The sequence below is a fragment of the Nostoc sphaeroides genome (genome assembly GCF_003443655.1).
In the GTDB taxonomy this organism is placed as follows: Bacteria; Cyanobacteriota; Cyanobacteriia; order Cyanobacteriales; family Nostocaceae; genus Nostoc; species Nostoc sphaeroides.
The window spans coordinates 6,114,542-6,127,473 of record NZ_CP031941.1 but is presented as its reverse complement, the minus strand read 5'-3'; the positions used below and the strand labels follow the sequence as shown (position 1 = coordinate 6,127,473).

At 42.2% G+C, this 12,932-nt stretch carries 15 protein-coding genes and 1 pseudogene; 4 read left to right on the top strand and 12 right to left on the bottom strand.

Annotation, left to right across the window (positions count from 1 at the left end; genetic code table 11):
- Positions 1-8: 8 nt before the first annotated feature.
- Complete coding sequence (locus tag D1367_RS27425; protein ID WP_118169961.1) at positions 9-590, bottom strand: Uma2 family endonuclease; 582 nt, start codon at positions 588-590, stop codon at positions 9-11.
- A gap of 188 nt (positions 591-778) precedes the next feature.
- Positions 779-1,387, bottom strand: coding sequence for a carotenoid oxygenase family protein (locus D1367_RS27420; protein ID WP_118171674.1), 609 nt, complete (start codon positions 1,385-1,387; stop codon positions 779-781).
- A 169-nt stretch (positions 1,388-1,556) separates the two neighbouring features.
- On the opposite strand from D1367_RS27420, the gene D1367_RS27415 reads away from it, so the two are divergent.
- Positions 1,557-2,009, top strand: a complete 453-nt coding sequence (locus D1367_RS27415) for a globin domain-containing protein (protein ID WP_118169958.1) — start codon at positions 1,557-1,559, stop codon at positions 2,007-2,009.
- A gap of 137 nt (positions 2,010-2,146) precedes the next feature.
- On the opposite strand, the gene D1367_RS27410 is transcribed toward D1367_RS27415, so the two are convergent.
- The 6 genes and pseudogenes from D1367_RS27410 to D1367_RS27390 form a co-directional block, all read right to left on the bottom strand.
- The gene (locus D1367_RS27410; RefSeq protein WP_118169955.1) at positions 2,147-2,326 is read right to left on the bottom strand and encodes a hypothetical protein; all 180 of its coding nucleotides are present in this window, start codon (positions 2,324-2,326) and stop codon (positions 2,147-2,149) included.
- An 87-nt stretch (positions 2,327-2,413) separates the two neighbouring features.
- A complete protein-coding gene (locus D1367_RS27405) occupies positions 2,414-2,653 on the bottom strand; it encodes a type II toxin-antitoxin system HicB family antitoxin (RefSeq protein WP_118169953.1) in 240 nt (79 codons plus the stop codon).
- 41 nt (positions 2,654-2,694) lie between these two features.
- Positions 2,695-2,847: an NACHT C-terminal helical domain 2-containing protein gene (locus D1367_RS31375; protein ID WP_181984982.1), complete on the bottom strand. Its 153-nt coding sequence runs from the start codon at positions 2,845-2,847 to the stop codon at positions 2,695-2,697.
- A gap of 34 nt (positions 2,848-2,881) precedes the next feature.
- Positions 2,882-3,412, bottom strand: a pseudogene (locus D1367_RS27400) (IS630 family transposase); the annotation flags it as partial.
- Positions 3,409-3,831 carry a helix-turn-helix domain-containing protein gene (locus tag D1367_RS27395; protein ID WP_118169149.1) on the bottom strand — a complete coding sequence of 141 codons (423 nt, stop codon included), beginning with the start codon at positions 3,829-3,831 and terminating at the stop codon, positions 3,409-3,411. The pseudogene D1367_RS27400 and the gene D1367_RS27395, both read right to left, overlap by 4 nt.
- A 49-nt stretch (positions 3,832-3,880) precedes the next feature.
- Positions 3,881-5,824, bottom strand: coding sequence for an NACHT domain-containing protein (locus tag D1367_RS27390; RefSeq protein WP_118169950.1), 1,944 nt, complete (start codon positions 5,822-5,824; stop codon positions 3,881-3,883).
- Between the two features lie 64 nt (positions 5,825-5,888).
- Here D1367_RS27390 and D1367_RS27385 point away from each other — a divergent pair, with 64 nt between their 5' ends.
- A complete protein-coding gene (locus D1367_RS27385) occupies positions 5,889-6,656 on the top strand; it encodes a thioesterase II family protein (protein ID WP_118169947.1) in 768 nt (255 codons plus the stop codon).
- 207 nt (positions 6,657-6,863) lie between these two features.
- Here D1367_RS27385 and D1367_RS27380 read toward each other — a convergent pair whose 3' ends face one another.
- Together D1367_RS27380 and D1367_RS27375 are read right to left on the bottom strand one after the other, a co-directional pair.
- The gene (locus D1367_RS27380) at positions 6,864-7,268 is read right to left on the bottom strand and encodes an ExbD/TolR family protein (protein WP_118169945.1); all 405 of its coding nucleotides are present in this window, start codon (positions 7,266-7,268) and stop codon (positions 6,864-6,866) included.
- Entirely contained in the window at positions 7,252-7,905 is a 654-nt protein-coding gene (locus D1367_RS27375) for a MotA/TolQ/ExbB proton channel family protein (RefSeq protein WP_118169942.1), read from the bottom strand. Before D1367_RS27375 ends, D1367_RS27380 begins: the two co-directional genes overlap by 17 nt.
- 342 nt (positions 7,906-8,247) lie before the next feature.
- Between D1367_RS27375 and D1367_RS27370 the strand changes: the two genes are divergently transcribed.
- Both D1367_RS27370 and D1367_RS27365 read left to right on the top strand, forming a co-directional pair.
- Positions 8,248-9,771 carry an energy transducer TonB gene (locus D1367_RS27370; RefSeq protein ID WP_118169940.1) on the top strand — a complete coding sequence of 508 codons (1,524 nt, stop codon included), beginning with the start codon at positions 8,248-8,250 and terminating at the stop codon, positions 9,769-9,771.
- A 534-nt stretch (positions 9,772-10,305) separates the two neighbouring features.
- On the top strand, positions 10,306-10,686 hold the full coding sequence (locus tag D1367_RS27365; RefSeq protein ID WP_118169937.1) for a cupin domain-containing protein: 381 nt from the start codon (positions 10,306-10,308) through the stop codon (positions 10,684-10,686).
- 235 nt (positions 10,687-10,921) lie between these two features.
- Here the strand turns inward: D1367_RS27365 and hpxZ are convergent, their stop codons facing one another.
- Together hpxZ and D1367_RS27355 are read right to left on the bottom strand one after the other, a co-directional pair.
- Complete coding sequence (gene hpxZ, locus D1367_RS27360) at positions 10,922-11,308, bottom strand: oxalurate catabolism protein HpxZ (protein WP_118169935.1); 387 nt, start codon at positions 11,306-11,308, stop codon at positions 10,922-10,924.
- Between the two features lie 177 nt (positions 11,309-11,485).
- Positions 11,486-12,781, bottom strand: coding sequence for a dihydroorotase (locus D1367_RS27355; RefSeq protein WP_118169933.1), 1,296 nt, complete (start codon positions 12,779-12,781; stop codon positions 11,486-11,488).
- Positions 12,782-12,932: the final 151 nt, after the last annotated feature.

The following is a 12,932-nucleotide window of genomic DNA, read 5'->3' as shown; positions in this document are numbered from 1 at the left end:
GAGTGAGGTTATTCTTTAGCCTCAAAGTCAACTTTATCATAAATATCTGATAGAGGGATTTGAAATTGAATAGAGGATAGTGTTAAAATATTACTCTCTTCTTCATACTCTGAAAAAATCCATTTATTTTCGTCAGTTTTAGAATACTGTTCTACATGATTTTTGTATTGATCGATCAGAACATATTCTTGAAAACTGGGGATGGTGCGATAAGCCGCAAATTTTTCATCTAGGTCATAGCTTCTGGTAGATTTGGATAGCACTTCACAAATCACTAAGGGATTAGTAATTGTATCTGTACGTCCCTCAGAAAATTCTAATGAACCTGCAACAACCATGACATCAGGATATGTATGAATTCGTTTTTTGGGAATCCATAGACGTTGATCGGCGATGAATACTCGATAAGGTTGTCGCTTCAAAGCAAAATTGAGGGCTGCATAAAAATTACCAGCTATTTGGTTGTGATTTGGTGTTCCACCTGTCATGGGTATAATTTGACCATCTATATATTCATGACGATACTCGGAAATGACTTCTAGTTCTAGGTATTCTGTGGGAGAATAATGGCGTTTTTCTTGTAATTGCATAGGGCAAGATTTTTGGGGATTTTTGATTTTGCATTGACCAGATGCGATTAATTACGTCATTCAAGTCGTTGACTGTTGAGTGTTGAGTGTTGACTGTTGACTGAAAACTCGTGAACCGTCAACGGTCAACAGTGAACAATAGCAATGGAATATTTTTTTACTTGGAAGTCCCTAACGCTGAGGGGTTTTTAGGCTGGGTTCCAAGTGCCGTGGAAGCCGTGGGGGATGACGCTGGGTAATCCTAGTTTGCAAAGGGGTTCGGCATCCAGGCGATCGCTATCAAATATCCAAACTTCGCTAGTATGAGAATTACCATCGTAGACAACGGTTAGTAGCCAACTTTGTGCAGGGTTTTGGCTGTCTTGGGCGGGGATGGGTTCTGAAGGATAACGGTTTTCTCCTAAGTCTGCTTCGGTGAGGGTTTCGGTTTTGTTGTCGAAGCGGGCGATCGCATTTGGTACTTCTTGGCTAATATCTGTTTCTGAACGGAATGTGAGTAGTTTACCTGCTGCGGCTTCTTCTTGATAGCCAGAGGTTTGCACGTAGCGATAAACCCCGGTTGCGATCGCATCAGTAAAATTTACAGCCAGAATTGCTCCATCTCCATCGAACCAGTGTCCCATGCGAATGCCACCGCGTTCTAGCCGTGCTGGGCCATTGCGGTAAAGTGTGCCACGCAAGCCATCTGGAATTTTGCCGGAGATAATTGGCAATTGGGTAGGAGGGAATTCTTTTGCTGGTTTAGCGATCGCACCTGCCCAAGCTTTTGTAGTTGACTTTTTCTCAATGGTATGCATATCAAATTTGGGTTGATAAATTGTCGATGTACATACCTGCATTCTTACATTTTCATCTTTGATGCAGTTTTTGAAATGATATTACTCGTTAACTGAGCTAGCTCATAGTAACCAATAGGAATAATCACTAAAGTGAAGTCAATCAAGATTCTAAGTGGTTCCAAAAACTATGGTTAGCCAACAAACAATAGATATCGTCAAATCTACAGCACCTGTTTTGAAAAAGAACGGTCAGCAAATCACAACTCGGATGTATGAAATTATGTTTCAAAATCATCCAGAAGTCAAAGAACAATTTAGTATGTCTGCTCAAGCAGATGGTTCTCAGCCTGCGAGATTAGCAACAGCAGTTTATAGCTATGCTAACCAAATTGATAATCTACCTGCTTTAAAGTCGATGGTAGAAAAGATTGCTCATCGTCATGTGCAGACTCATGTTACACCAGAGCAATATCCTATTGTCGGAGAAAGTTTACTGCAAGCCATGAAAGATGTTTTGGGAGAAGCAGCTACAGAAGAAGTAATGGCGGCTTGGAGTGAAGCTTATCAGGTATTGTCTCAAGTGTTTATCAACAGAGAATATGAGATATACAGCGATTCTCAATTGTGTGAAGTATGCTAAAAAATTTAGCCTCTAGTCCTTTCTCGACAGTTATCAAGATAATCAGCTTTGCTTATACTGTTAACTGTTGAGCGGCTTTTGTCTAAAGCGTCTTGCGGTTTAATACTTACATCACGGTACTATCTAAACGCAATCTCCTACAACTCAATTGCATCGGCTTGCAACTCAATTGCATCGGCTTGCAACTCAATTGCATCGGCTTGCAACTCAATTGCATCGACCTGCAACTCAATTGCATCGACTTGCAACTCAATTGCATCGACTTGCAACTCAATTGCATCGACTTGCATAAAGTTAACACAACCCACTTCAATCATTTTCTGTTTTTCAAATGACTGCCACTTTGGCGTACCTGAACAAAGCCTAAGTGTTCCAGAACACTAATGGCTCGAACTGTTGGTAGCTTAAGCACTCGTTACCTCAAATGTAGTTAACAAGCGACGAGGTGCTACCTCAGCAAGCGGGAATTCTTCTAAATACATTTCTGTTGCTTGCTGCAAGTAAGCAATAGCTTCTTCTATCGTCTCTCCTTGGCTGGCGGTTCCCACCTCTGGACATTCAGCTACATAAACATCCTCTTCCCAATGCAAGATTGCTGTAAAGGTTCGAGTTTTTGTATCTTTAGCCTGTTGTAATGAACTCATGGAGCGTTTATCTGGCTATCTTTTCACTTTTCTATTGTTGCTTAACTACCTGGAACCAACAACATCCGCGCCTCAATTGCTTCCCAGGTTTGGGGTGACACCCGCACTGCTGCTTGTTTGCACTGGATGATGAGGTAATTGGCATATAGGTAATTTTCTAGTGCCTTTGCTTCTTCCTTGAATAAGTTGATCATTTGTGGGCTGAGATTGAAAGCATTACAGCAATTTTCATGTAAATAGACCACAGTGGTTGAACCAACCGAAGGCATCATCTTCGGTAATATAATTTACAGCGTCAGCCATAGCTTGATCGAGTAATTCCAGTGTGCGGGCTTCACGGGAACGGAGAAATTGCTTCAATTTCGACCAACAAAGTTCTATGGGGGATAAATCAGGAGAATAGGGGGGCAAAAACTTGACTTTTGCACCAACAGACTCGATGGCAATTTTTACACGTTCTGCGTGATGAACCCTCAGATTATCCATAACCACAATCGCCCCTTTCCATAATTGAGGAGCTAAGACCTGAGTTATATATGTGAGAAAAACCTCAGTATTTGTGCTTCCTGGCACAGTCATCGCTGCAACCAGTCCATCGAGGTTCAAAGCACCAATTAAGGAAACGTTTCCACCCTTTGTTCCTGGAATGCTACCAATTGCTCGTTCGCCATCTACTGCTCTAGCAAACAAGCGTGACATTGATAAATTCAATCCGGCTTCATCGACAAATACTAAGTTTCGCACGTCAATTTTATCTAACCAACGGCGATAGTCATGCCGTAATTCCTGTACTCGTGGAGTATCCTGCTCACTTGCATAGAGACTTTTTTTTTACAGCGTAAGTCTAATTTTTCTACTGCACGATGCATTGTCGAAATGCTGATCCTAATTCCTATATCTTTAGCGAAGCGATCGCATAACTCTGAGAGCAACAAATCATTTTTCTCTTCCACCCAAGACTTGATCGTGCTTAGATGTTCATCCTGAATAGTTGGTTTTTGGTATCCCCCACGTTGTTTTGCTTCAATTTGTCCACTTTGACGATAATGGCGCAGTAGGTTTCGCACAAACGACAAGCTAACCTTAAATCTTTCCGCCAACTGGCGTTGAGAGCCTTCCTTAGCTTCCCAAGCTTTAATCACGCGACGACGCAAATCCCCTGAGTAAGATACTGGCATCTAATTAAACAATCACTCCAGATCCAGAGTACAGTAATTTGTGGTTCAATTACCTGAAAACTGCTGTAAGTAAAGTTTGTTGGAGACGCTTAACAAATGCCCCAAGTACTTCTTGTGATTTTTGCTCATCAGGAGCTTTAACTTTCAGTACTTCCATTTGGGCAATCAGCACAGTAAATTTGATGTTATTGAATATTTTTAATTTTTCAAGATTGTAAGTGTATTCGATAGCATCGCTAATAGTACCATTAGTAGCTTCAACGATAGCGATAGCGTATGCGAAGATGTTATCGATGGCGATGGCGTTGGCATACGCAATAGCGTTGGTATAAACAATGGGGTCGGCATGTATGATAACATTGGGGTCGATAATAGAATTGGCATAGGCAATGATGTTGGCGATCTCCATCGCAACTGCACGTTTACCTACAGGTTTAAAATCCCCTAGCGATCCAACTGTTACCTGTTCTGTCCAGTTTAATAAAGCTTGTAACTTCTGGGTATTAATATATTTTTGCACTTCCTTTTCCATCAGCAGCAGCAAATCATCTGCACCACCACGCATTAACCCGGCTACTAACAAAAACACCTCTTTCCAGCGTTTATCTATTAGGTGTTCAGTAACTAACTTCTCAACTTGGCGATGGTCATCAATATATTGTGCTGTTAAATATTCCTGTAGCGTTAGATGAGAGAAGGAAAAGACATCCTCTGCTCGTTCTACTAAAATTCCTTGTTGAACAGCGATCGCATTCAGCACTGATTTACCATCTAAATGCTGAGGTGCATTCAGATTACTTGCTAAGAATGTTTTGATTTGCTGAATAATATCACGCCCAGAAAAGAACAGTCTGTCAGACTCAAAACCTGTATAAGCAATCTCTGATAGTAATATCTCTTCTAATTCTGTATGCAGTCCTTGATAAATCTCATCTCTGAAAATTCGCTTTTCTGATGCCCACTCTTCTAGCAATATCCGCAGTGCCTTGTGGTAAAGAACACTGCGATTGTCTGGAAAACTTTGGGAACGATCATAAACTAAACACAGAAATGTCAGCAATAAAGGTGTGTACGCCAACTCTTTTGCAGCTTCATGTTCTGGTTTTTGTAGTAACTCCCAGCATTTCTCACTTGTCTTCGCCTGTTTGTCTGCTTCACAATGAAACCAGTTATAAATAAATTGCTGAATTTGGGTATCATCAAAGTCTGCCATTGATACATCGCTAAAGCGACGAAAAGCGCTGCGATAAGCCGCCGTGCGACAGGAGGCAATGAAACGATTTTGATCATACTTGTCAACAAAGTTTTGAATTTCGCTAATTGCCTCAGTTAAGTTTTTTGTTGGTACTTCATCTAAACCATCTAGCAAAATTAGTAATTTACCTTCTTCTAAGGCTTTGGCTGTAAATTTATCTGGTGATGGAAAGTCACAAATACGAAACTCTTCAGTAATAAACGTTTCAATATTGATATTATTGGATGCAAACCTTTTTAATTCAATAAAAACTGGAATGCAGGCATGTTTGAATCCTCCTTTTTTACCTTTGAGCGCTTCTAGTCCCATCTTCCGCAGAAAGGTAGACTTTCCTGCACCAGGCCCACCAAGTACCATCAGATATTGCTTATTATTAGCAACTTTAATTCCTGCTTGTTTTTTACCATCGTGAGATTGAAACCTTCGGATTTTAGCTTGGCGATAGAAATTTTCTAAATTCTCAATAGATTCAAAACTCTGAATAGCATCATCATCTAAAAACTGCACCGATGTATAGAGCGATTCCAGCTTGACAGGTTCACGCATTCCTAATACTTTAAGAATGCCATGCCGTTCTTCGTAGTTCTTTTGATATTGATTTGATGCATCAAAAATTAACTTCTTGGTTTTTTCATCCAGAGTTTTGCTCAATCCTCCTAAAACCTGACCACCGATTTGGGCAAACATAGCGGCGACACCGCTAACGGCTGATATCGCCCAAGGTTCCATTCCTGTCATAAGATTATCAGTTAATATACTTAAAAATTAAAGCAAAGTTGTATTATCAACTCTAAGTTATATTATGACAACTACACCAAGCTTCAATTCCTGGGTTATCTGTCCCCAACCAAATCCTCAAGCCAACTTGCGTTTATTCTGCTTCCCCTACGCTGGTGGGAACTCGGCAATTTTTCGCACATGGCCTAATAATCTTCCTAGTAATGTCGAAGTCTGTGCTGTAGAATATCCGGGACGGGGAAGACAGATTAAGTCAGCACCATTGACGCGATTAGAATCTCTTGTTGAAGCGATCGCTCCATTTCTGTTACCATACTTAGACAAACCATTCGCCTTCTTCGGTCACAGTATGGGCGGATTAGTTAGCTTCGAGTTGACCCGTTTACTTCGCTCTCAGTATAGTCTTGCTCCCTTTCACCTCTTCATATCTGCTCGTCGCGCCCCGCAAATCCCATTAACAAAACCACCTCTCCACATCCTATCAGACCCTGATTTGCTCAATGAGCTACGCAGTCTTAACGGTACACCCAAAGCAGTACTAGAAAGCCAGGAACTAATGCAGATGTTTCTCCCCATTTTGCGGGCAGATTTTGCCGTTCTGGAAACTTATATTTACACTCAAAAACAGCCTCTGGAGTGTCCTATTACTGTTATTGGTGGTTTGCAAGACCAAGAAGTTAATCATGAAGCTTTGCAAGCATGGCGAGAGCAAACGATCGCTACTTTCTCATTACATGAGTTCAACAGTGACCACTTTTTTATCCATTCACAGCAAGAATTATTATTAAAACTTATATCTCAAGAATTGCAGATGCGTCAGCGTAGCTGGTAGTATAGGACTCATATTTGATTTTTGAACAAAACTCAGTACACCTTTATTCTTTGTTCCCAGTCCCCAGTCCCCAATCCCCAGTCCCTTACCTCTACAAGTGATTCAGAAATCAAATCGGATTGCTATAGTAATTAGACAAGAAGGAGTTAGGAGTCAGAATAGAAAATTTTTCTGACTCGCTGAACTTCTTATGTACAATATTTCTACTTATTGTTTTTGAGTAGCGATCGCTAATTTTGCCCCTTCAACTTGACGTACCCGATCCATCACCGCTACTACCCGACCATAATCAACTTTTTCATCAGCATTAATAATTACCAACACTTCTGGATTAGAACCAACTAAAGTACGTACTTGCGCTGTCAAATCATCAACTGCAATTGGTTTACGGTTCAGGCTTACCTGTTCTTTTTCATCTACCGTAATCGTAATTCTAGTGGGAACTTGCTGTTGTTTCGCTGTGCTAGCCTTGGGTAAATTTACTGGTAAACCTTCTGAACGCGTTAAAAACAGAGTTGACATGATGAAAAATGTCAAAATTGCAAATATCACGTCAATCATCGGCACGATGTTGATCTGTAATGGAAGTTCTGGTTCATCTGGTAGTCGCATAGGCTTTTTCTCCTCTTTCATAACGACGGCGGTAAAGTAATTCTAGCTGTCCCCCATACTCTTGAATTAGTGCAATTTGCCGTTGATACAGTCCCCGAAAGGTATTGGCAAACATGAGTATGAATATAGCAACTATCAATCCTGATGCTGTTGATACTAGGGCTTCACTAATCCCAGCCGTAACACTTGCAGTTTTGCTACCTCCCACGTCACCAAGATTTAGAGAGGCAAAGGAGGTTATCAATCCTAACACAGTGCCGAGAAGACCTAACAGTGGTGCCAGACTAATGATTGTCTCGAAAAGGTTTTGGAAACGTTTCAACACAGGTATCTCAGCCTGCGATTCGCTTTCTAACGCCAAACGAAATTCCTCTGGATTTGGCTCCTCTAATTCTAAAGCCGCTAGAAAAATCCGGGCGAGTGGCAAATCTGCGTTTTTCTGAAGTTTATCCATTGCACCAACAACATTATCGAGACGGTAGAGATTCAAAACATCTCGCACCACCCGGTTTTGACGCTGATTAATTCTTACCCAAAACCTGATCCGCTCGATGATCAGCGCCACACCCAATACCGAAAACGCCAACAGGGGCCACATTACTATACCACCTGCTGCAAACAAATTCTGAATTCCCATGTAGTGCCTCTATAACGTTGTCCACAATACAAAATCAGACTACCAGAATCTAGAGAAAAGCTGAAACTTTTTCTCAATAAAATATAGAATATAATGATAAATTTTTCAAATGTAATGCTGATGACTTTTATTTACTTATTCGTTTGTTTTATATAAAATAATTTAATTTAATTGCAACAAAAATTAATTTTGTCCAAAAATCCTGATATTGGTGGTTTTAAAAGATGTTTTTGTTATTGCAGGGTTGCGTAAGGCGATCGCAAGTAATTTTAATTTTTTACTTGATATTTGTAACCTTGCATTCTAAGATAGCTAAGTTAGTGAGAATAGGTAGCAATAGCTATGAGCTTTTCTGGCATTACTGTCGAGCAACGTTCCAAAGAAGTTGAGGCTCTCAAGTCTTTTCTGACTTACAGTCTGATAGGTTCACTGGCGCTGCATATCGGCGTACTGTCCTCAGGCATAAGTAATTATTTGACCAGAGTCCCCACAGGAGAAGATGAAGCAATAGAGGTGGCGATCGTTGATTCTCCGACTGCGGAACTAGAAAAACCAATTGCACAGATTCCAGAAGAAATAAAAAAATCACCAGAAGTTGTCCAAAAACAGTCTATAGAAACTCCACCAGTAGAAAAAGTTCAGCAGCAAGAACAGATTACAGCAGTAGCTCAGAAACCACAGCCGACAAATACACCGCCAGAAGCAATTGCTACCAAGCCAGAAGTTCCTGTGAAATCTGCACCCATTCCACGATTAGCGGCAGAAGTTCCTGTGAAATCTGCATCCGTTCTGCGATCGCCTCTATCTGAAGATTCCAAAGCAAGTTCGGCGGGTGGCGGTGGCGGTGGTGGCGGTGGTGGCGGCTCTGGTGTTGGTTTAGGCTCAGGTAGTGGTATTGCTGTAGGTACTGGCACTGGTACTGGCACTGGCGGTGGTACTGGTACTGGCACTGGCGGTGGTATTGGCAGTGGTATTGGTAGTGGCACTGGTAGCGGCATTGGTAGCGGCATTGGTAGCGGCACTGGTAGTGGCACTGGTAGTGGCACTGGTAGTGGCATTGGTAGCGGCACTGGTAGTGGCACTGGTAGCGGCACAGGAAACCGTCCTACAGTAGCAACAGCGCCTACACCTCCAAAAATTAACACTTCAGGTAATAGTAATGGTCGTGCAGCCTGCCGCGAATGTAATGCCAAATATCCAGAAGCAGCAAGACGGCGAGGAGTTGAAGGCAGAGTAGAAGTAGCTGTAGATACTGATGCAGAAGGTAATGTTACTAATGTGCGGATTGCTCGCTCCAGTGGAAACCGCGACTTGGATGAAGAAACCATGAGACAAGCGCGTGAGTGGAAATTAAAACCCGCAGAAGGTGGTAGACAAGGGGTAGCGATCGCCACTGAATTTGCCATAAAAGGTTCACGGCGATCGCGCCAAGTTCAAGAACGAATTGCACAAAGAGAAGCAGAAGAGAGAACTCGGCAGACAACGGCTGCTAACTCCACACAGGAAACTCCAAGACGTAGGCGCAGAGAGTTGACACCTTCATCTAATGGAGCTACAGCCACAAAACCAGCAATATCTGGATTTAGTAGACGGTTAGAACCTCAAAAAGCGGAAAGTCCTCCTACAAACTCATCATCTGGAGCTAGGACAACTCGCACTCAAGGAAGTGCAAGAGAGTCCTTACGCCGCATCCAACGTGAGCGACGAACGGCTACCGATTCATCACAAAAGCCACAAGCAACCACAAATCGGCGGCGGCGAAGAGATAATAACACTAGCCAGAACAAACTGCGGGACTCTTTGCGCCGTTTACGCCAACAACCTCAATCACCTCAATCGCAACCTGCTGCTCCCAGTCAAGAGTAGGGGAATAGTGACCATTGGTGTCAACTTAAGGTGAAAGCCTAGTATGATAAGCATTTCAAAATTTTTCGATGTACCACCTAGATTTTATATCCCCCCTTAAACCAATTCGCAATTCGCAATTCGCAATTCGCAATTACGTTTTGTGACGGGGATTTAGACCCCGACACAAAACGCCCTGCTTATAGAAGCAGGGGACTTAAACCCCCAAAGTTCGTTAAAAAGCTACGGTGTACACACAAGTCGGAAATATTAGTCTGTCAAGGAATAATTGACGAGTCCATTCTTTGTAGAGACGGCGATTTATCGCGTCTCCTAACGTGTCAGTTTTTAGACGCGATTTATCTCGTCTCCTACGTGTCAGTTTTTAGACGCGATTTATCTCGTCTCCTACGTGTCAGTTTTTAGACGCGATTTATCTCGTCTCTACATGAGATAAATAACTCACCTTAATCTAAAACCGTAGATGGACGCAGATGGACGCAGATAATTTTCATAATTATTTATTTAGTTATGAGTGATGTCTCGAGGTGAGTGATGCAGCCTAAAGTTATTTTTGGAAATGCTGCTAGCGAAGGTGCAAATCGCTGGGGTTGGTTTATGGGTTACTTCATCACTCCAGATGATGATCTTCGCTCAACCACAGCACTAGAAATAAAGTGGGGTGTCCATAAAGCAGGAGACTGTAGAACCGAGTGGGGAGTAAATGACACAGCCGCTACTCTTTCGATCTTGATTAATGGCCAATTTTGCCTTCAGTTTGAGGATCGGGAGATGATTCTATCTCGTGAGGGTGATTACGTGCTGTGGTGTGCGGGTGTGCCACATTGTTGGGTTGCTCAGTCTGACTGTACTATTCTGACAGTGAGATGGCCTTCAACACCAGGTGATAGTGTAGCAGTGCGATCGCCGCAATAATAAGCTGTTACGCATTTACCTGATGACTGATGACTGATGACTGTTGACTGATGACTGATGACTGATGACTGATGACTGTTGACTGATGACTGATGACTGATAACCGTCAACCGTCAACCGTCAACCGTCAACTTTTAGTTTATCTACTAGTAAGACTTCTATTACTGTCGGCTGCGATCGCTTTTCTTTGCGCTCCACAGCACAGATATGGTAATGTTAGCCATAGTTTTGAAATTTACACTGGCAATAATGAAACATGGGCTGAAACCACTTTCCATCCTTCGGTAAATCTATACCAAGTCTGGCTTTGTCGCCCAAAACGCTCTACACCATTAATAATCCGGCGAAACTCTAAAGTCACTGTTGCTGCATCTTTCCCAAAGGTTAAAACCTTGAGATTCGAGATTTCTCGCTCTATTTTTGGGTTTGGCCGATTTTGACGAAAGTTACGAATTTCATCGCTACCATAGAGGTTTTCTGTGATGCCAAACCGCACTACTTCGGGCGCATCCCAAAACAAGCTATCCATCACTTCCAAATTGTTATTACAAAGAGCTTCTTCATACTTGAGGTACAAATCAGTTACTTCAGCTACAACAGGAGGGTCATTTATAGTAGTCATTATTGTTATCAACTTTTGGTATTATGGCTGATTATGTACCAATACGGTTCAGTTAAGGATTTTTGGTACTAATTTTAGACCTGTAGAGACGCGAAATTTCGCGTCTTTACCAAGGTTTTTGGGCTTAACTGAACTGTATTGGATTATGTACTATTTAAAATGAGTATTTTACATTTTTCAACACCATGTTTGCACAACATGACCCTTCAACTGTTGTCCTAGCCAAGGTGTATTTTGTGAAAGTGTATAAAGACTTTTTCGTTCCACTTTCCAGGTTTGCTGGGGATCAAATAAAGTAAGTTCTGCTGGTTGATGAGGTAGAATCGCACTGACTTTTTGCCCCAAACACTCTGCTGGACTAGTACTTAATGCCCGCCATAATTCTAAAGCAGTAAATTCTTCAGTTTCAACCAGATATTGCCATAGCAAAGGTAATGCTAACTCTAAACCAATTGCCCCTGGAGGTGCTTCGGCAAAAGCTTGGACTTTTTCTTCGTAGCTGTAAGGTGTGTGGTCAATAGCGATCGCATCTATCACACCCGTACGCACCCCTGCACGCAATGCCGCGACATCACTAGAATTTCCTAAAGGCGGGTCTAAATGCAAGCTAGTGTTATAACTCTTAACTGCTTTTGTATCAAGTAAAAGGTGCATCCAGGTGGTGCTGGCGGTGATGGGTAAACCAGCAGCCTTAGCTGAAGCGATTAGTTCCACGCTGCGAGATGTAGAGACGCGCATAATATGGACTGGTGTATCTATAGTTGCAATTAATTCTAGCATTGCTGCTAAGGCAGTAGTTTCGGCGCTGGCGGGTATTGGGGGTAAACCGAAACGCAAAGCATCTGCCCCTTCTCTCATTACACCATTTGCTGTTAACTGGCGATCGCTAGGCCAAAATGCTACTGGTTTACCCAACGGCTGGATATACTCTAACACTCGTCGCACCAGCGCCAAATTCTCCAGTGGCTTACCATCGCTAAAACCAACAACTCCAGCAGACGCTAAATCTGCCAATTCCGTCATTTGCTTCCCAGCAACATCTAGGGTGATAGCACCCCAAATATGAAGCAGGGGGAGAGGAGAGGCAGGGGCAGCTAAATTAATTTTTGCCCTCTCTTTCATCTTCCCGTGTCTCTTTTGCTGTAACTGTGCCACAAGTGCAGGATTATCAATAGCTGGGGATGTATTGGGTAAGATGCTAATTCTGGTAAAGCCGCCAGCAGTTGCAGATTGTAAGAGAGACAACAGGGTTTCCCGTTCTTCAAAGCCTGGTTCACCGGAGTGGCTGTACAAATCCACTAACCCCGGCCCGATAACTAATCCCCGACAATCTCTAATTGGAGTATCGGGACTGATGTCAGTAATGTGCGAAGCCACTTCTTGGATATAACCATCAGCAATCAGCACATCAAAGAGTTCATCGATTTGAGAAACTGGGTCAATTATCCGTACTTTTTGCAGCAGTTCAGTCATAAAAGTTTTTAGTTAAGAGTTAGAAATAAAGTTATGAGTTATGAGTTAGGAGTTAGGAGTTAGGAGTTATGAGTTATGAGTTAAGAGTTATTTGTTCCTCGCTCATCACTTCTAACTTTATTCATCACTCATAATTTTTAACTCCTAACTT